Raw genomic sequence first — 20,993 nt, forward strand, 5'->3', positions numbered from 1 at the left:
CTGATAAGCCTGTAGCGTGAGATACTTTCGATTATTACTTCAAGTGTTAAGTTACTAAAAGCTATACCTTAATACTTATTGCCTTAATTGCCAGAAAATCTTTAGCTTGCTGATTGGATGTTAATAATGCACACACACTCAACTGAGAATGATCGAATACAGGCAGCTTACAAAAGCGCTTCCAATGTTTATCACAAAACGCCGGGGGGAGATTTCCAACGCTCCAGTGTAAGACATTTGCTGGTTGATCTTGATCCGGTTCCAAATCCCGGAGACGCAGTGTTGGATTTAGGTTGTGGTACCGGAATCGGTATATTTATGCTTTTGGAACTATACCCGCAGGTTGGTAAGATCGTAGGTTTGGATTTATCTCCCCAGATGTTAGAGAAAGCGCGGGCAGAATCGGCTCAACTTGATCACCCTATAACTTGGTTGGAAGGCGATGGGCATAAATTACCGCTGGAAGATAATTCTTTTAACCTTATTATCAGTCATAATGCTTTCCACTGGATGACAGACCGGGCAAAGGTTTTGCAAGAATTAAACCGAGTGCTGGTTCCGGGCGGACGTATCGCTTTGCTTTTCGAGGGGGCAGGCGCACGTGAAAACCAAATGAGTGTACGCCGTCGTGTATTGTCAAAATATGGTTTAACTCCGCCGATTGGCTATGGAACTGCACATGCTCATGACAGTGAGGTGGCTTGGAATACGGTTTCAGCGGTTGAAAATTTGGTTGAAGAAGCTGGATTCCAAATAATTGATGTGTGGGCAAGGCAGAGTTACCAGTATATTCCACCCGAATTAATCGTCACGATGTTCCGTTCCACTAATGCTTATTGGTCATCAGGCTTGAGCCAAGAGCAAACGGAGTCGATAATGGACGAGATAAAGAATGAGATATATACGCAAGCTACCGAACGAGGCTTCCGCGAAATCATGTACCCGATAAATGTCATAGCTGTAAAGCCCTAAGTTGCAATTGGCTAGATGCTGGTAAGGCATCTTATTCGCAAAATTTCTATCAGGAGGACCAAGTATGTGGCGAGTTGTGATTTATTTGGGACTTGTAGTGGCTGGACTAATCGAATCTTTGCGTTTGCACGTACCGTTTTTTAACGATAACGGGAGTGCAAATCCGGATGAACCCTACAAATTGGAACAGCCGGAGATGTCAAAAGCCGTTTACGGGCGATTAGGCGAAGGCGATGATGTAGCACATTTCAGTTTTACTGCTCCGGTAGGTCATGAACCGGCTTTGATATTGTTGATACCTGCCCCGTCTTACACCAACTATGGTTTGCGCGCCAGTATACGGGTTTTTGGTCCGGGCTTGCCCGCAGAAGGAATTACAAGCGAACTAACCGAGCAATTTATGAAGATTGTAGGTCACGAATATGTGATGGTGCAGAGCTATACGGATTCGGTTCAAGTGGCAGGCGAATTTCATGTGACAGTGGAACGTATTGCAGGAAAAGGCACATATTGCTTCTGTCTAGGTACAGGCGAAACCCGCAAAATCCCTCGCGAATTGTTTACCCGCGTTGATGAGATAATAAACAGAGATGAGTTAGCCAAAATATAACTTCTGCCCCGTTGGAATAAATGTAGCTAATAGAAACGGTTCGATTGAGCCGTTTCTATTTCTATTTGCTTTGTTAACTCGCGAATAATAGTGTTACCCGCAGAATCGGAGTAAAATATTTGATGAGGTAGTTTTATTACTTTTGTGCGATTAGACGGACTCAATGTTACCGTATCGCGCAAACTCAAATAGCTATTTTCAGTTCAAGTCGCTTAGTTCAGCTTCGATAAAGCAGGAGTCAGGTCTTATTTTATGACATTTATCATGGGTGTTGATGGGGTATTTTCAAAAATTTTCAAGATAGACGCCCCTTTAGAGGCTGTTTACGCTTTTCTCTGTGATTTTAATTATACCCTGCCGCACATGCCACAAGTAGAGCAGATAATACAACTCTCAGAAGATAGATATCGCATGTTCTATTCCGCCGATATAGTGGCAGGTCACAAAATGCACGTTCTTTTTGATATTCAACCTGAAATACTAGAGGGATACGTGCTAAAATTTCTACCCGTGCCTATAAGCTCGGAAGAACTGAAGAAAATCCGCAAATCTCATCCTGAAAACTATTTTACCGGAAAGTTTACCGGCTATGCCAAGTTCGTCCAAAATGGCAAACGCTGTGAAATACATTACAAAGCGCAAATCAGGCTAGAAGTTGAAGTTCCCCAATTCTTGCGCTATTTGCCTACCAATGCGCTCTCAAAATTAGGCAGCAAGGTTATGAGCTATAAAATGAATAGTATTGGAGATGGCATGGCGCTTGCTTTGCCACGAGAGTTTCCTAAATGGCAAATGCAAAACCAGTCGAAGTTAGAGGGCATAATAAAAGCCGGGTTATAAATTCCTCAAACCAATAATCGCTTGATTCCAGCAAGGCTGCTTTATAGGTTTGAGTCATCTCTTATAATCTTGTTTCCATTATTTCCCTGATTTTGACCAATACTTGAGGGGAGTTTTCCATAATATTAGTGAATTGGTCTTTATATAATACCAAGAAAACGCAAGGGGTTAAGGTGCGAACTTCGGCGGTGCGTGGGATTTTTTGAATTAATGCCCTTTCACCGAAGAAATCGCCGTCTTCTAGCACATTTAATTGTTGATCATATCCACCCTTTTTTGCAGCCCAACTTTCCCACTATATTCTTTATTCTATCTCTGAATTCATACTTTTGAAAGATTCATGAATTCAATTATCTACCTGAATTGTTCAGGATTTTCTGAAAGTTACAAAAATTTAATTTAGATTTATATAAAGTGAAAATACCTTTACCTTAGCTGTATTAAAGTATTATACTTAATACTATATTTTAATTCCGACTTTTTGGGTACTAATAGTCTCTGGAGCTTTTAAATGACCTTTGCACCTTACCTACCGGTTGATCGGTACCTCGCCCTAGTTAATGGTACAACCCTTCCATATAGAACTCAGGGAGCGGCTTTGTTCGCCGATGTTTCAGGTTTCACTCCGCTTACCGAGACACTAGCCAAAGAATTAGGACCTCGCCGAGGTGGAGAAGAGCTTACCCATCATCTAAACGGTGTTTATGAGGCATTAATCACCCAGATTCATAATTATCATGGCAGCGTAATTTATTTTAGCGGTGATGCTATTACCTGCTGGTTTGATGGCGACCCAAAAGAAGCCTCTCAACGGAGTGTTACTGCCGCAATAGCAATGCAGGAGGCTATGAGTCGGATTGCGCTGGTAAAAACCCCCGCTGGAAAAGAACTGCCCCTCGCGTTGAAAGTAGCCGTGGCTTCCGGTTCGGTATGTCGCTTTGTAGTGGGCGACCCGGAAGTGCAATTTCTCGATGCACTTGCTGGCGCAACCTTGGCGAAAATTGCGGTTGCTGAGCATCAAGCGAACAAGGGCGATATTATCATTTCCCGTGAGGTTTTCGAGCTTTTGCAGGATTGTATTGAAGTATCCGAATGGCGAATTGACCATGATAGCGAGGAATCGTTTGGAGTTGTTGCTGGATTAAAAGAACTCTCTCCGGTATGGTCGTGGCCCATTGTTGATGAAGAAGCCGTGCCGCGAGATTTGCTGCGCCCATGGGTGGCACGCCCCGTTTATCAGCGCCTCGAAGCAGGGATGAGCGATTTCCTGACTGAATTGCGTCCGGCAGTAGCCTTGTTTATCAAATTCAGTGGAATTGACTATGATAATGACCCAGATGCAGGTGCCAAACTCGACTCGTATATTCGATGGCTACATTCGATCCTAAAAGATTATGAAGGTAATCTGGAGGATTTAACTATTGGTGATAAGGGAAGTTATCTATATGTAGCTTTTGGTGCTCCTTTGGCGCACCAGAACGATGCCGAGCGCGCCGCTCGAACTGCACTCGCGGTTATTTCCTCGCCCCCCCCCGAATTGAACTGGTTAACCGATGTTCAGGTTGGTATCAGTCGTGGCACGATGCGAACCGGTACAGTCGGTAGTAAAGCCCGCCATATTTATGGGGTTCTCGGTGATGAAGTGAATCTAGCAGCTCGTTTGATGGGTGCTGCCAAACCCGGACAAATATTGGTAAGCGGAAAAATACGCGATGCTACCGAACGACTATTTGAGTGGGAGAGTTTATCGCCGATCACTGTAAAAGGTAAATCCGACCCGGTTAGAATCTATCGTTTGCTGGATATTAAAGAACAAAAAAGCCTTCTGTCTCACACTCAAATTCACAATACAATGCCGATGGTTGGGCGCGAAAATGATTTAGTCACTATCCGGCAAAAAATTCAGCAGGTGTTGGAAGGTCATGGACAAATCCTTGCAATTACAGCCGAAGCGGGTATGGGTAAATCTCGGATGGTGGCGGAAATCGTTCGCCTTGTGTCCGAAAAGAATATGGATGTTTTCCTCGGAGAATGCCAATCATACGGCACTAACAACAGTTACCTACCATGGCAGGGAATTTTGCGAAATTTCTTCAAGGTTGGTTTGTCCGAGAATGAAACGCTGGAAGAGCAAATAATTGCGTTGGAAAATTATCTAGGCTCCATCAATGATTCTTTGGTTAATCGGTTGCCATTACTTAAAGCGGTCTTAAAATTGCCTATTCCAGAAAATGAGTTAACCCAGACTTTGGATGCCAAGTTGCGGAAAGCCTCGTTAGAAAGTTTGCTGGTAGATTGTATTCGAGCACAATCTCTCAAAAAGCCGCTGGTACTGATAATAGAAGATTCACATTGGCTTGACCCACTTTCGCATGATTTGTTGGAAAATATAGGAAGGGCTATAAATCATCGCCCGATTTTGATAGTCTTGGCTTATCGTCCCCCTGAAATCGAATATTTACAAGCTCCCCGGATTACTCAATTGCCTATTTGTAGCGTTATACCTTTGAATGAGTTGAATCCCGAAGAGGGCAAACGCTTTATAACAATGAAAATCGCTCAGATAGGTTTGGCAGATGAATTCATCCCTACAGTTGTTATTGAATCAATCTTTAATCGCGCTCAGGGCAACCCATTTTTCATACAGGAAATCCTGAATTACATGAGCGACTTAAAGATCGACCCTAATGACCCGAAATCACTTGAACAACTGGAATTGCCCAACAGTTTGCACAGCCTGATTTTGAGTCGCCTTGACCGTCTCAGCGAAACTCAGAAGATCATTCTCAAGGTTTCTAGCGTTATCGGACGAGTTTTCAAGTTGGAATGGCTCCGAAAGTTGCTTCCTAATAATGAGAACATTGAAAACCTTAAACATGAACTGGAAGAGTTGCGCAGTCTTGATCTTACTCCTCTTGAGCAACCTGAACCCGATCTGGCATATACTTTCAACCATATAGTTACTCGTGAGGTAGCCTATGAGAGCATGCCATTTTCTACCAGAGAGCTTTTACACGGTAGATTGGGCGATTATGTGGAACAACAGTATCAGGATAATATCGACCAGTATGTGGATTTACTGGCGTATCATTACTATCTTAGTCCACGAGAGGATAAGAAACGCTTGTATTTGCGGCGTGCCGGAGAAACTGCCCAATCTACCTACGCTAATACGGCAGCGATTGAATACTATCGAAGGCTTTTGCCGCTACTTCCTGCGCCTGAGCAAGTGTGGGTAAAACTCAAATTGGGTGAGGTTTTGGAACTGGTAAGCCAATGGAGCGAAGCTGAGGAACTCTTTAGGCAAGGCTTGCAGATGGCTGAACAAAATCACGATCTCAAAACCAAAGCTTTCGCGCTGAGTGTAATGGGTAGCTACCTGATTAAACAGAAGCGCTATACTGAAGCCCAACCGTGGTTAACCCAAGCGCTGGAAGCCTTCACCGAATTAAAAGATGCGGCGGGCGTGAGTAAATCCTTAACCGAGATAGGTGATGGTTACCGCCTGCAGGGCGAATTCAAACAAGCCCGCGATTATTATGATGAAAGCCTTAAGGTGGCAAACACTGTTTCTGACTATCGCCAGCGATTGGCTGTGCGGGCGTTAGCTATGCGTGGTGCGGGTACTGCTTCCCTCTGGCAAGGAGATTATGCCACTGCCGGACAGCTTTTCCTTGAAAGCCAATCTATTATGGCAGAATTGGGTGATAAACCCAACCTGAGCAAATTACTCACCAATATGGGAGTGGTCGCGCGCGCACAAGGCGATATTGCCGCTTCAATCAGCCTGACCGAACAGAGCCTTGCTCAATTTCGAGAACTAGGTGATAGGTGGGCGGTTAGTGTATTGCTCAACAATCTGGGGATTTTATCAAAAGACCGAGGCGATTTTGTGGCAGCGCGCCGCTATATGCAAGAAGGGCTATCGGTACAGCAGCGTTTAGGCGATAAATCCGGTTCGGCTGTTACTCTAAGCAGTTTAGGCGATTTGTTAATTGATCAGGGTGATTACACCCAAGCTTTTAATTATCTAATGCAAAGTTTGGCATTAAACCAAGAATTAGGAAATCCTTTAGGCACAGCATACGCTCTGGAATATTTGGCGGGTATTGCTGCTGCCGAAAAGTTGCCAGAGCACACCGCTATTCTGGCAGCTTCCGCAAAAGCTATCCGTGATAAAATCGAAGTGCCTCTTTCGGAGGGTGAGCAAGAGTCCTTGAATAAGCGACTTGAACCAGCGCGTCTTGCCTATGGTGAGGAAGAATGGGCGGTTGCTTGGGAAAAAGGAAAAGCAATGTCGCAGGAGGCTGCGGTTGCCTTTGTGGCTGGCTGGAAAAAATAAGCAGAACTTATTGGCAAAAAGAAAACAGGTCGAGGTTTGTTATACCTCGACCTGTTATTTTATACAATGCTCAGTTGAGCGTAAACTGTACCAGATAATCAATATTGGTGTCACCGACCACCTGGAATTTCAGGGTATGACTACCCTTTGTTAGTCCGGTGGTTTTAAGGCTAAACTCGTAACGCTTAGCGTCCCTATCCCACTGGAATAGGTTATTCGGATTAGCTTTGCCGCTGCTGGAGACAGGTGCACCATCAACGTCCACCGCTTTCAAAACGATAGTAGCTGAAGATACGTTGACATTGTTGAAGTCGCGCAATTGTACTTTGATTGGTAAAGTACTACCCGCCTTCTTTGCTTTGGTATAACTGGTATTACAAGTAACGGGATTATCATTATCACTATCATCCATTGGGTTGACGCAGACTCGATAGCGTACCTTCTGATCCAGAGTCGCAGAACTTCCCTGATAGTTAGTATCTCCGTTGTAATCAACAGTTATATTATGCAAGCCTACCTTCAAAGTGGCAGTGGTAAAGCTGGCTTTCCCGCCAATTAAAGTTACTGTACTAAGAATTGTACTGCCCTCTCTTATAATCACCGAACCTGTTGGGGATACCTGTGTAGTGGTTGTTGGCGCTACTGTTGCAACAAAGGTTATCGGTTGGTTAAGGAAAGCACTGGGTGATACCGAACTGGTAACAGTTAGAACTGAACTGGCTTTGTTAATGCTGATAGCCTGATCCAGTGTGGCAGTATCTGTAAGGAAATTGCCGTCTCCATTGTAAAGCACATTAATTTTGTGTGAGCCTGCGCTCAAGGTGTTAACAGTTATAGTAACCTTACCGCTACTGTCCAAGTTGGTAGAAGTAGCAATAACGGTGGTTCCTTCCAATAGCGTTATATTTCCGGTCGGCACACCAGAACCCGGCGCTACAGGGTTGACGGTGACATTGAAAACTACATTTGAACCGAAAGTAGTGCCTGTAGCAATAACGCTGGCTACCACGGAACTGCTGGCTTTATTTACGGTCAGGTTTCCGGGCAGGAAGGTTATTGCATAGTTACTTGAAGTTAGACCGGATGGTGTGACAGAATAAACGCCCGGTACACTTGTTGCTCCCGCTACGGTGGTAAATGCCAGCGTTCCACCTAAAACATTGGCAGTTTCACCCGGTATCAATCCGGTGTAAGTGACCTGGAACGGTAGATTGTCCTGCCCATATACTCGATTGGAATCAACCGTTTGAATGGTTAAAGGTGTCGGGTCAATATGCAAGGCTACCGAAGCGCTGCTGCTATTATAGAATTGATCCGATATTTGCCCGTTGTCCAGAACCCCAAAGCTAGCCGTTAAAGTGTAATCCCCCGCTGGCCATTGGGTAATGCCGAGCGTTGCCTTTCCATCTACGCCTGTGCTAACGGCTTTAGCAAAGGATAAAGTGCCTGAAGTAACTTTAAAGAGGATTGACTTTTGTTGAACCGGTTTGTTATTACCGTCTTTTAAAGTTGCTGACACACTATTGCCGATATTGCCATATTGCAGCGAAGCCGGAGCAGTTAGGCTTAATTGGGTTGCTTGCTTGGTGATCACAAGTTGCTGTGACGTGCTCGATGAAGCTTGATAGCTCTCATCGCCTGTAAAATACACATTGGCAATGTAAGTACCCGGCGTTTGATTTATCAAGAAAGACGGTTTTGTAGGGTCTACTGTTGTATTAGGTGCAGGAGGAGTTACCAACGCAACCCCATTCGCGTTTGTGGTAGCTGCTACAAATTGCTGTCCCAGATTAAAGACGAGGGTTTTACCCGCCAATGGATTCTGGTTATTGTCTTTCAGGGTAGCCTGAAGCGTAGGCTGGCTCTGGGTAGCTACTGAAGCAGGCAGATTTTGTACGGTTATAGTGGTGTTTTGTGCTGTCTGACCGCCGTTAATACTGTAGTATATTCCGCCGTTGGTATCTAGCGAAACCAGACCATCCACGGTGGTAGCCTGTACCATAAATCGCAAGTCAGACGCTTGCCCTACCAACGTTAAGGGGTTGTTAGGATCGGATACCCATAGAGTAGGATCAGTGGCGGAGCGTTGCAGGTTCACCGAATCCCACTTGCCATACCACGCGCCCGCGTTGCTGGTATAGGTAATCCAAACTTCCTGAATATCAGGCTGCCCAACTACCTTAGCCGAGAAACTCAGGCTACCATTATTGTTTGCACCACTAACACCGGATATAGCGGGTGGGCTGGCGAGTCCGTTTGTGCTACCGTAGTATAGCCGGAAGCCCAGATTGTTATATAGGCGTTGCGTGCCGGTAATAGAACTTAAGGAATCGGACTTATACTGAACTGGAGTAATTGCCAAACGGGTGGTAGCGCCATCGCTAAGCGCATCGTAGTAGTTAGGTCGCGCCACTGTTACCGGATAGAAGTAGTTTGAGCTAAAAGTCGGATGCGCCAAGCCCTGCTCGGTGGTAGGGGCAGAAGAAACCAACGGGAATAGTCCGGTGGTATCCACATAATCACCCTTTCGGAAGCCCACGCCACGCAATAGTTGCCCTGAAACGGTTACATTCCTCATATCTAGCGGAAGTACCGGCTCCAGCGGGTTTGTAACTGTGCCATCTTTGCCGCTTCTGTAAGTGGCAGTAACAGTCTGTGACTGATTAGCATTGTTCGCCAATGTTACGGTATGGGTATCTGTGGTAATCTGCCCAGTGTTGTAATCGGCATAATTCAGGTTGGAGTTTGCCGCATTTAGGGTCAAACTGACCGGGGTATCGGAAGCAGGAGTAGTTCCGGTAAGCTGTACCCCAAGCATTGGCAACCCGTACAGGGTGGCTTCAATCACTACCTTGGCATGAACACCCTGTATCGGACTATTGGTTGCCAAATAGTGCTTTTTGGTTGCTACCAGCGCATCCCCGATAGTAATCTGAGTTTGCCCTGTACCAGTATGCAATTGCTTGACCAAATCGCTATACAGTTTTTCGCTGTAGGCAATCACGTCCGTATCACCGTATTGGTATCCCGTACCGATGACAGAGGTCATACCCTTACGAGCAAAAGCCTTAGCCCAATCCGGGTCTGGTGAATAATTGTTAATAAACCCATTGAGAGGAATATTGTAGCCTGAGTGGCAACCGATACTTAATAGCAGTGAATTTGACTGGTCGGTTGAAGAGTTTAGCAATTCGGCTGCCATCAATACTGATTTATCGGCTGCTTCTGTCCCGCCTGCACTAAAGTGACCGCCTAAGAATATAAAATCGTGCTGGGTATTGATAAATTTAGCTCTCAGGTCGTTCGCGCTCCATGTATCCGAGATAAGACTATCTACTACCGGGCAAGGGGCGGTTGTAGCCGTCCCGCAATTCGGTTGGGTCATTGCAGCAGTTAAATCACTTTTAACCAGATTAGCGGTATCGGTTGCGAAGTCATACCCGGTGACCAAGCCCGACTTGGGCGCGATTACCCCCTTGGTATTGAGATACTGGGTAATCATATTGGTGGCATCGGCAGCGGTGCTGACTAACCGCCCAACAGCCACATCAGGAATTGGCACAGCTTGATTACCGGGGTTAAATTCAAGGCTTTGCCCGTAGTAATCCTGCCCTAGCACCATGTTATCTTGCAAGGCTACTCCGGCAGGTTTATTGCCGTCCACCGGGGGTATATAGTTGCTTTCCTTGCCGATGGCTGCCTGATCGAGGTAGCGATAGAACGGAATTACATCGTCTGCCCCTATCAATACGATGTAGCGGGGCTTGTAACTGCTAACCACGCTTTTAATTTCAGCAGCAAGCGCATTCTGGGCGAGAGGGCAGAAAGCAAACTGGTTAGCTTTTGCGCGCGCGTCTTGTACGCTTTTATTGGCGCTGAGATCAACCACTACCCCCCCCACTTCGGAACGAGCTACAAATTGAGTAAGCTTAGCTTGAAGGGCGGTTTTCTCATCGGCTGTTCCGGGCAATTGCGAGTAATCGGTCACGACTACTGTATTGGCTTGTGTATTGGTGTAACTTGGTGGGGTACTGGCAGTGAAGCCTTCGCAGTTTCTACCTTCCACTTTGACATCAATGTGATATGAAGTATTGCCAACTCCACCGTTCTTGCTCTTAACTCTCAGGTAATATGTGCCGGAATTATTACCGGTTTGGTTCACTACTAATTCAGGCATGTTTCCGGTTTGAGCGGAAGCCGCCACGAGGCTGGTTTTTTGCGCTCCAATATACGGCACCGCATTGTACCCGCTTGGTACGTTAGTATCAGGCGTGAAAACGCTATTTGTGGTTGGCGAAGGGAAAGTCCACATTTCCCACGTCCACATGGGGAAAGTCCACATTTCCCACGTCCACATGGGGAAAGTCCACATTTCCCACGTCCACATGGGTAGCGATTCCATTGCTGCAACCTTAGCGGTTTGTAGCACCGGATTAACGGGTGTAGTAGCGGTGTTGCTGGCGTTGTTCAGCCCGTCGTATTCAGCCTTTACATCTTTGTGCAGCGTTAAATCCATATCATATGGTAAGTCAAGGGTTGTACCAGCGCCGCGCAAAGTCACAGTTATCTTGCCGTTAGCCGGAACCTGAATGCTGAACCATTGCGAGTCAACTGCTACTGTATTCGTTTGGTTGGCGCTACCGGTTACAGTATTCAAGTCAACCGGGCTAAGCGGTATCTCTTTTGCACCCGCCCAACCGTCAACTGCTTCCTGACTTAGTGAGGCTGAGGTGCTGCTATTGACATTGTTACTGCCATTGTAAGCTGCTGTGATGAGATGAATCCCACCAACCACCAGTGGGCTAGTTGCCAGAGTAGCTTGTCCACCGGAATTTATATTGCCAATTCCCAGAGTAGTTGCGCCATCGTAGAAGGTGACACTACCCGTTGCAATCGCCGGGCTGATTGTTGCGGTAAACGTTACCGTTTGCCATATTTTGGCAGGATTTAAGGAAGAAACTAGGGTAATGCTTGAAGTAGCCGGAGCAATCGTCAACGTAGCGCTGCTGCTACCTGTGTAATTAGGGTCGCTGATAGTAGCGGTAACCTGATAATCTCCGGCATTTATCGGCGTTTGTACGGCAGTGTTGTTCTGGCTGTAAGTAATCTGCACGTTCTGTACAGCTACCGAAGTGGTATATGTGACGCTTTTAGCCGTTCCATCGTAGGTTTGCGACAAATTGGCGAGGGTAATAGTTGCCGTTGCTTGGCTAACTGGTTGGGTAAGCACAGTTGAAGTGCTACTGCTATACGTGCTATCCCCTGAGTAAGTCGCAGTTATCGGATGATTGCCCGCTCCTAGAGTCGAGATAGTTAAAGAGGCACTGCCAGCCGACAGCGGCACGGTTCCAAGCGAGGTTGTACTGTCGTAGAAAGTGACGCTACCGGTTGGGGCAATACCACCTGCCGTAACATTTGCCGTGAAGGTAACAGCTTGACCATAGGTTGCGGTGGCTAGCGATGAAGCCAATGTTACCGTTGGTGTTGCCGGGCTTATTGTAATGCTCAGGACAGGTGAAGTGCTGCTGCTATAATCCTCTTCTCCGCCAAAACTTGCGGTAATAGAATGTACGCCTACACTCAGGTTGGAGGTTGAGAAAGAAGCTGTATTGCCGATAAGCGGCGCGGTTCCCAATACTGTAGTACCATCGCTAAAGGTTACTAAGCCATGTGACTCTTCTTCGAGATTGCTCAACGTGGCATTAAATGTAACTACCTGTCCCTGAGTTAGATTACTACCGGGCGCAAGGGCTAAAGAGATTGAGGTTGCAAAAGGATAGAGCTTATCATTTGTTACTATACTTCCCAAACCACAAGTAGCGGGTGCAGGATATTCCTTGATATTGGTTGTAGCTAATGTTGCCACTCCAGCGCAATTATTGGGTGTATTGCTGGTGAAAATCCCGTTATTTAAGTTTATAGTACCGACAATTAAATTAAGCCCACCACCGTTGCTGGATGCGCTACTTCCGGCTACACCGGGACTGCGGTTTGGCGCGCCTATTGCGCCAATCGGACCTAATGCGCCGGCTACACCACTCGTAGCGCTATTAAGCGCGAAATTGTTGCCGCTTACAATACTAGAAGTTGAGATGATGGATACTGCGCCTCCGGTTGCTGCCGCACCGTTCCCGCCGTTTCCGCCCCCCCCTGCACCGGGACCATATGGCATACCTGCGGGAGGATTAGTGGGACCATTACCACCTTGTCCACCATTTCCGCCTGAACCGCCAATTGCCGAGTTTGAGGTAAAGGTATTGTTTCGGATATTAATACTGCTCGCAGAAACAAATATAGCGCCACCAGCCCCATTTGCGCCGTTTCCGCCAGTTCCACCTGTACCACCGTAACTGGTGCTATTACTACCGACCCCCCCATTTCCACCTGAACCTGCCACAGCCCGATTGTTGCTGAAAGTGGTGCGGGTAATGTTAAAGGCTGTTCCGGTTGCATATATAGCGCCACCATTTGCAGCGCCACCGTTTCCACCGTTCCCGCCGTTAATGCCGTTTCCATCGGTGCAAGTCACGGTCAAAGTTTGTCCGCTACCGCCGTTTCCACCTTGAGTTGTATTTCGGGTAAAGGTGCTATTGGAAATAGTCAAGCTGCCGCTTGAGTAAATAGCGCCGCCGTTTACTTCCCCGCCCTTAGCCCCTGTGCCGCCATTACATGCACTGGAACTACCACCGATGCCAACCACCCCATTTGTGCCTATCGCCAGATTATTGGTAAAAGCACTGTTAGTAATAGTTAGAGCGCCGGAACTTATTATAGCCCCACCATTGCTACTTACCGCTTTACCATTGGTGAGGGTGAGGTTAGTCAATGTTAGGTTGCCGGCTGCTGCTACATTGAATAGCTGAAAGGCATTATGTGCATCGAGGGTAACATTGTGTCCTGTTGCGTCAATAGTAACCGTAGAATTTACTGCAATAGTAGCGGGGATTAGGATTGTTCCATCACAACTAAACGTCACGTTACCACCAGCGGCGAGGGCTGTGCCTAACCCGCCGGGGCTTGAGTAATTAATGCAGTCTGTAACATTTCCACTTGCTCTAGCGATACCCGGCAAGAGTAAAATTAATCCTGCCAGCGAATATAGAGCTAATTGATAAATCCAAAATTTTGGACTAAACCTGAAATAATAAGGTACAGGCTGCTTTAATATACCCATGTTTCCCAAACTTTCTACTATGCATGTGCAGATACTATTTGCCCAACTCGGTTTTACTACTGTTTTTTTTGAAAGGAAAAATAACCAAACTCAAGACTATGAATTGGTGATTAGACTTATCACTTTCTTTGCGTAAAAAACTAATTCGCTACGAAGGCTAAGCCGCACTACATAAAAGATTTGCATTTGAACCAGCAGGTTTGATTGCCCTCTTTTATTAAGTATGTAGCTTAGGTAAACGCGAAGTTAATTTATTTTAACCATTCCTAAAATTATAGCAATGTGAATTGGCAAGTCAATAATTATTACAAACCTAAAACCAAATTCGCTAATACTGTAACAAGGTTGTAACCTTAAAATATGCAATATAGCCTTGCATATTTAGCCTCATATTAATTTGCAAATTACAGAATATTTAAGCGGTAATCGCAATAAAAATACGGCTACAGGAATTTCTCCGTAGCCGTTGTTATGGTATATAAGGGAAAGATTTATGTAATTATCTAGAGAACCAAGGGGCAGCTTCTTTGGCGTGGTAGGTGATAATCATATCCGCGCCTGCTCGCTTTATCGAAACTAAAGTCTCGCGAATCACACGTTCTTCATCAATCCAGCCCAAACGTGCCGCTGCTTTTATCATTGAGTATTCGCCACTGACATTGTAAGCTGCCAGCGGTAGGTCAAAGCGATCGCGCGTGCGGCTGATGATGTCCAGATAAGCCAGCGCAGGTTTGACCATAATCATATCTGCGCCTTCCGCAATATCCAGTTCGGTTTCGCGCAAAGCTTCGCGAATGTTGGGTGGATCCATCTGGTAGCTGCGACGGTCGCCGAATTGAGGGGTACTATCGGCAGCCTCGCGGAATGGTCCGTAATATCCGCTAGCGAACTTTGCGCTGTAGGACATAATCGGAATATTATCAAAGCCGTTAGAGTCGAGACCTTCCCGGATAGCGCCTACTCGACCATCCATCATATCGGAAGGGGCGATGATGTCGGCGCCCGCTTCAGCATGTGAAACTGCCATTCGTGTGAGCAAGTCTAGGGTTGGGTCGTTCAGCACATACCCTTCGTTGTTCACCACTCCGCAGTGACCATGATTGGTAAATTCGCAGAGGCAAACATCGGTAATAACTACCAGTTCAGGCACAGCCTTTTTGATTATGCGAACCGCTTCCTGAACTACGCCATTATCGTTATAGGCTTCACTACCAATTTCATCCTTAAAGTCAGGGATGCCAAAGAGCAAAACCGCAGGAATACCCAATTTGGCAATGTTCTCAGCTTCACGCGCAAGGTCTTTTAACGACCAACGATATTGCCCCGGCATTGAGCCGATTTCCACCTGAGAGTTAATCCCTTCGGCAATAAAGAGCGGGTAGATAAAATTGTCAACCGACAAATGAGTCTCGCGCACCATCCGTCGCAAATTTTCGGTGCGGCGAGTGCGACGAGGTCGGTTTTTGAGATTGGCGTGTTTTTGCGCTATTCCCAAGTCTTTCTCGGTTAGCATAGCTCCTCCCTATTTAAGCAGTAACTGCCAAATTTGATAGGCAATCTTTAACAGCCGCGCAAGTTTCAGCAATCAATTCCGGAGTATGGGCAATGCTCAAAAATCCGGCTTCAAACTGGCTGGGTGCGAAGTAAACGCCCCGTTCGACCAAGCCCCAGAAGAAACCAGAATAAGCGCGCGTATCGGCAGTTTTGGCGCTGGCATAATCAACCACTTCTTGAGCGGTAAAGAATATCCCAAACATACTATCAATGCGTTTGAATTGCACCGGAACGGGACTTTGTGCTAGGGCTTGACTCATGCCTTCATCCAGCAATTTCCCATGTGCTTCTAGTTGTGGGTAGAAACTAGGCTTTAATAGTTCCTTGAGGTTAGCGATACCGGCAGCCATCGCCAATGGGTTACCACTGAGAGTTCCAGCCTGATACATCGAACCCAACGGGGCTACATGTTTCATAATTTCAAGCTTACCGCCATATGCGCCAACCGGTAACCCACCACCGATGACCTTGCCTAGAGTGGTAAGGTCAGGCTTAACGTTATACCTGCCCTGCGCACAACTTGCCCCACCGATTCGGAAGCCGGTCATCACTTCGTCAAAAATGAGGACTGCCCCTTCTTGATCGGTAATACGCCGCAAGCCTTCAAGGAATCCGGGTTGAGGGGCTACCATACCCATATTTCCGGCGACAGGTTCTACAATAAGGGCGGCTATCTGCCCTTTGTTGGCAGCGAAAAGCTCCTCAACTGCGGTTAGGTCGTTGTACGGTGCGGTGAGAGTATCGGCAGTGGCAGCCGCAGTTACGCCGGGGCTATCGGGTAAGCCCAATGTGGCAACACCACTACCCGCTTGGACTAATAGGAAGTCGGCATGTCCATGATAGCAGCCCGTGAATTTGATAATTTTGTTGCGTCCGGTGTAAGCTCGTGCCAATCTTAGGGCGCTCATGGTAGCTTCGGTACCGCTGTTAACCAGACGAACCATTTCGATGGATGGCACAGCCGCTATAATGAGTTCTGCAAGTTCAGTTTCCAGTGCGGTAGGCGCACCATAACTCGAACCTCGCGCCGCTTGTCGGATGATAGCTTCTACAACTATAGGGTTGGCATGTCCCAGTATTAAAGGGCCCCAGCTTAAGACGTAGTCAATGTAACGGTTGCCATCCACATCATACATGAACGGGCCTTCGCCACGCTCAATGAAAATGGGATTACCCCCCACCCCCCTGAATGCTCTTACCGGGCTGTTGACACCACCGGGAAGAACTTTGGAGGCTGCTTCAAATAAATCTGCTGAACCCTTCCGCTTCTCGCTCATTTCTTTTTTCCCCGATTAAAAATGATGGGGTCAGCGGCATTGTGCCCCGACCCCTGTGACGTAAGCAATGATGCCTAAAGACCCAAGTTTTTGATAATTTGCTCCACCGTAGTTGAAACACAGGTGAAAATGGGCACATCTCGCACCGTGAACAAACTAGATTCGGTTTCACGCAATTCCATTACCAGATCAAGAAAATCTGACGGGTAATCGGTTTCGAATGCTACTACAAAATCCTGATCATCCAAACCAAAAGAGTAAGTAGTGTTCAACTTTACGGTTGGATACTGGTGTCCCACGATAATATGCTCGTTCATCACGCGCTGCCGCTCTTCTTTCGACAGCAAGTACCATTGACGAGTTTTTACGAATGGATAGACGAAAAGGTATTTAGCGCCCCAAGGTTCTACCCGCAACCGCTCGTTTTCCGATGTAGTGTGAAAATGCTGTTCAGTATATATGGAACGCTTGGTCATAGCAGTATAGTTAACAGGTACGGTCAAGTATGCGCCTAACCCCGTTCCTAATACTGTTGCGTTTACTTCCTGAAAACGTTCCAACCCGCTGGGAGATTCGCCATCTTTGTTTACTGGGACGACATGCCACAGCATGAAATCTACATCACCGCGCACACCCGTCAGGCTATAGGGGCGCAATAACTCACCCTTTGGGTAAAGACCATCCATAGCTTGCAGAAACTCATTAACTCCCTTTTGACGTTCTGCTGCCGGTAAGCGTCTAAAAGCTGGGTCTAATTTGTAAAAACTAAATTTAACAAATTGTTGCTTGGTGTCGTTATGCTTAAACTCGACCTTCAGTTCAGGCGCTTCGGGCATGACCCGTCCACCCCTGAGACCAAGTTTCTGTTTCATTTCCTGTTCTTCAGGGGTAACTAACGCAGAAGGGTTAGCGTAACCTTCAGTGACAGGGGTAGCAACTGAACCTCCTCTGGTTGCACTATTGTCGTCCATATTTATATTGTACCTCCAACTTCTAATCCACAGGTCGGAAAAATCAAAATTTATATTTTGATTATACGGTAGCGCTCGCCCGGTTAAAGTAGTCCGAAATACAAACTACCAGTTCATCTATGGTATATTTTCCGGGTTGAAGGTCTATTTTTAGACCCATCTCAAGGGCGGCACTAGCCGTAATCGGACCTATACAGGCAACTGCACTATCTTTTAACAATTCGGGCAATGTTTTGGTGCTAACGCTGGAAAGGCGAGTCGCGAAGTTGCGTACAGTTGAGGCTGAGGTAAAAGTTACCACATCCACTTGCCCTTGCTCCAGCAATTGCAACAAATCTGAGGGGCTTATCCCACTTTCTCCACCTACTACAGTGCGATAAGCTGTTATTTGAGTAACTATTGCGCCTCTTTCTTCTAGCCCTGTAACCAGCACTTGCCGCGCAATGTCGGCGCGAGGCAGCATGAAACGTTGTCCTTGCAAATTTTCGCCAAGTGTGTCCAGAATGGCTTCTGCTACAAAGCGCGTGGGAATCAAATCCGCTTCAACTCCTTTGCTACGGAGAGAATCGGCAGTGGCAGAGCCAACCGCGGCAGATTTAACCCCTGAAAAAGATTGGCTATCTTTTCCTGACGCAATCATTCGCTGCCAGAAATACTCAACGCCGTTTACGCTGGTAAAAACCACCCAGTTGTAAGTGGAAAGCTCGGCAATTACGCCATCTATTTCGTCCCAAGTTTCAGGTGGAACAGTTTTGATGACCGGAAATTCAAGAGCATCTGCGCCAATTTCGCGCAGATGTTCCAATAAACCACCGGATTGTTCTTTAGCACGGGTTACTACAATGCGCCTTCCAGCAAGCGGGAGTGCTTTTTGAGTATCCATTATTTTCTCTCGGTGATATAGCCTTGTTTGCGAGCATCATCCAAGATTTCGCGTGCGCCTTTGTTGAGCGCTTCCTCCGCTAAACGTAGCGCAACTTCTTTAGCCTGTGCTAAAGAACCATCGCAAGGTTCTTGAATTTCTACCAGAATTTTCCGAGAGCCATCAGGGCTACCAACGAAAGCGCGCAAGACTAGGCGCTGCATAATCACTTCGGCATACGCGCCAACCGGAGTTTGGCAACCGCCACCGAGCGCTGCCATAAATTCTCGCTCGCACTTTACTGCGATTAGACTGTTCCGGTCGTTAACTAGGTTTAGAATACCCAGCAAGGCTTTGTCATCGACCCGACATTCCGGCGCAAGCGCACCCTGTCCGGGGGCGGGAAGCATCACATTTAATGGAATACATTCTGCCGCTTCGTCAAGACGACCGATTCTTTTTACGCCTGCTGCTGCCAGTATTACTGCGTCATAATCTTGCTCGTGCAATTTGCGCATGCGAGTATCGATATTTCCGCGCAATTCTTTTATCTGGAAATCAGGTCGATAGTTGCGTAGTTGAGCGACTCGGCGCGCGCTACTGGTACCGATGACCGCTCCTTGCCGCAAATCTGCCAGCTTAATGTTTCCTCTGCTGAACAATGCATCACGAGCATCGACACGCTCAGGGGTAACTGCTACATGCAAGCCTTCCGGTTGTTTGGTGGGGAGGTCTTTGAGGCTATGTATTGCCAAGTCAATTTCGCCCGCCAGCAGAGCAGTTTCAAGTTCTCTTACAAAAAAGCCATCATCCCCGACACTTTGCAAAGGAACATCCTGAATTTGGTCGCCGCGGGTAGTAAATACGCGGGTTTCGATTTGCAAACCAGGACGGGCTTTTTTAAGCTCTTCGATCAGCCAATTAGTTTGCCATAGCGCCAGTTTGCTGCCCCGAGTACCAACAATAATTGTTTTATTTGGCAATTTCGTGTGCGGTTCTTCCGCCTCCTTTAACTCAATTTGTTTCATGACCTGCTCCTTGCAGCGCGAAAAGATGCTTGACCACTTCAGCATACCGACCTGCATCGGTGCTGGTGGCAACTTCTTTTAATCTTGTAGTAGGTTCGTGTAGGAGTTTGTTAACGATGCGGCTAGTTAACTCTTCAATCATATGCACTTGCTTATCGGATAAGTCACCGAAAGTGTGGCGTATTCTTTCTAATTCAGCGCGGCGGATAGTATCCGCATGTTTTCTTAAAGTGGTGATAGTGGGGACTACAGCTAATGAGCCAAGCCAACTCATGAATTCTTCAATCTCTTCATTGACAATCGTTTTTACTCGCTGTACTTCAGAGCGGCGTTTTTCAAGATTCTCGTCCGCCAACTTCTTTACATCGTCCAAGTCCCAAAGCTGTACACCTAATATTTCGGAAACATCGGGAGCAACGTCACGAGGCACAGCAATATCAACAATATAAAGAGGTCTGTCAACTCTGCCGGGCATAACCTTTTCAAGATGCTTCGGCTCAATAACTGCAAACGGTGAACCGGTAGAGCAAACTACTACATCGGCTTGTTCCAATGCTTTAGATAAATCTTCCAGTTCGTAGGTGTTTTCCTTGCTAATACCTAGATGTTCAGCCAATTTATGGGCTTTGCTCAAGGTACGATTAACAATCAATATTTTGCTAACGCCCGCCGCCATTAGTACATGGGCAGTTAATTTCGCAGTTTGCCCACTGCCTAATACCATCCCAACTTTGCCTTCCAATGAACCGGCATTTTTCTTAACCAGTTCTACAGCGGTATAGCTTACTGACACCCCAAACTCAGCGATAGTAGTTTCGGTTCGAGCGCGTTTTCCGGTGCTAATTGCGGCGCGGAACTTTGAATCCAGCACCCGCCCGGCGGTTCCTTGCTTCCGGGCAATTTCAATTGCATCGCGTACCTGCCCTTGAATCTGGCATTCGCCAATTACCATAGATTGGATGCCGCTGGCTACTTCAAAAAGATGTGCGACAGCATCTCTTCCATGATGGTAATAAAGATATTCGGCAAATTGATTTTCGGGTACAGACTGGTATTCAGACAAAAACCGCCGCACTTCCGCTTGCAAATCGTTGCGTCGGGCGTGAGTGGCAACCAAATAGACTTCAACCCGATTACAAGTTGAAAGAATAGCGGCTTCTAGTATGTGAGGATGTGCCACCAGTGCCGCCAATGCTCCGTTTAAACGCTCACCACCAAACGACAACTTCTCGCGGACTTCGAGAGGGGCTTTCTTGCAATCTAACCCCACTGCCATAAGTTCCATATTAATATGCCTCAGTTGCCAAATTCAAGTTATGAATTGAACACATTGTGAAAATTTTACCAGCCTACCGTAAATTTA

Annotated in this window: 11 protein-coding genes and 1 pseudogene; 4 read left to right on the top strand and 8 right to left on the bottom strand. The window is 46.7% G+C overall.

Annotated features, from left to right (window positions below; translation table 11 throughout):
* The first annotated feature begins 126 nt into the window (after positions 1–126).
* The 3 genes from OZ401_RS02040 (at position 127) to OZ401_RS02050 (ending at position 2,422) form a co-directional block, all read left to right on the top strand.
* Complete coding sequence (locus OZ401_RS02040) at positions 127–972, top strand: class I SAM-dependent methyltransferase (protein ID WP_341469049.1); 846 nt, start codon at positions 127–129, stop codon at positions 970–972.
* Between the two features lie 64 nt (positions 973–1,036).
* Positions 1,037–1,582 carry a hypothetical protein gene (locus OZ401_RS02045; protein WP_341469050.1) on the top strand — a complete coding sequence of 182 codons (546 nt, stop codon included), beginning with the start codon at positions 1,037–1,039 and terminating at the stop codon, positions 1,580–1,582.
* Positions 1,583–1,834: 252 nt separating this feature from the next.
* The gene (locus OZ401_RS02050; protein ID WP_341469051.1) at positions 1,835–2,422 is read left to right on the top strand and encodes a DUF1997 domain-containing protein; all 588 of its coding nucleotides are present in this window, start codon (positions 1,835–1,837) and stop codon (positions 2,420–2,422) included.
* A gap of 61 nt (positions 2,423–2,483) precedes the next feature.
* Here the strand turns inward: OZ401_RS02050 and OZ401_RS25850 are convergent.
* Positions 2,484–2,681, bottom strand: a pseudogene (locus OZ401_RS25850) (cyclic nucleotide-binding domain-containing protein); the annotation flags it as partial.
* 252 nt (positions 2,682–2,933) lie between these two features.
* On the opposite strand from OZ401_RS25850, the gene OZ401_RS02055 reads away from it, so the two are divergent.
* On the top strand, positions 2,934–6,764 hold the full coding sequence (locus tag OZ401_RS02055; RefSeq protein ID WP_341469052.1) for a tetratricopeptide repeat protein: 3,831 nt from the start codon (positions 2,934–2,936) through the stop codon (positions 6,762–6,764).
* A gap of 70 nt (positions 6,765–6,834) precedes the next feature.
* On the opposite strand, the gene OZ401_RS02060 is transcribed toward OZ401_RS02055, so the two are convergent.
* From OZ401_RS02060 to hemA, 7 genes are all read right to left on the bottom strand, one after another.
* Complete coding sequence (locus tag OZ401_RS02060; RefSeq protein WP_341469053.1) at positions 6,835–13,938, bottom strand: Ig-like domain repeat protein; 7,104 nt, start codon at positions 13,936–13,938, stop codon at positions 6,835–6,837.
* Positions 13,939–14,437: 499 nt separating this feature from the next.
* A complete protein-coding gene (gene hemB / locus OZ401_RS02065) occupies positions 14,438–15,451 on the bottom strand; it encodes a porphobilinogen synthase (protein WP_341469054.1) in 1,014 nt (337 codons plus the stop codon).
* Positions 15,452–15,464: 13 nt separating this feature from the next.
* The gene (hemL, locus tag OZ401_RS02070) at positions 15,465–16,769 is read right to left on the bottom strand and encodes a glutamate-1-semialdehyde 2,1-aminomutase (protein ID WP_341469055.1); all 1,305 of its coding nucleotides are present in this window, start codon (positions 16,767–16,769) and stop codon (positions 15,465–15,467) included.
* 74 nt (positions 16,770–16,843) lie between these two features.
* Positions 16,844–17,740 (bottom strand): chlorite dismutase family protein, encoded by an 897-nt coding sequence (locus OZ401_RS02075; protein WP_341469056.1) that lies wholly within the window; start codon positions 17,738–17,740, stop codon positions 16,844–16,846.
* A 61-nt stretch (positions 17,741–17,801) separates the two neighbouring features.
* Positions 17,802–18,623 carry a uroporphyrinogen-III synthase gene (locus OZ401_RS02080; protein ID WP_341469057.1) on the bottom strand — a complete coding sequence of 274 codons (822 nt, stop codon included), beginning with the start codon at positions 18,621–18,623 and terminating at the stop codon, positions 17,802–17,804.
* Positions 18,623–19,630 (bottom strand): hydroxymethylbilane synthase, encoded by a 1,008-nt coding sequence (gene hemC, locus OZ401_RS02085; RefSeq protein WP_341469058.1) that lies wholly within the window; start codon positions 19,628–19,630, stop codon positions 18,623–18,625. Before hemC ends, OZ401_RS02080 begins: the two co-directional genes overlap by 1 nt.
* Complete coding sequence (gene hemA / locus OZ401_RS02090; RefSeq protein WP_341469059.1) at positions 19,617–20,915, bottom strand: glutamyl-tRNA reductase; 1,299 nt, start codon at positions 20,913–20,915, stop codon at positions 19,617–19,619. Before hemA ends, hemC begins: the two co-directional genes overlap by 14 nt.
* Between the last annotated feature and the right edge of the window lie 78 nt (positions 20,916–20,993).

Source organism: Candidatus Chlorohelix allophototropha, from assembly GCF_030389965.1.
Classification (GTDB): Bacteria; Chloroflexota; Chloroflexia; order Chloroheliales; family Chloroheliaceae; genus Chlorohelix; species Chlorohelix allophototropha.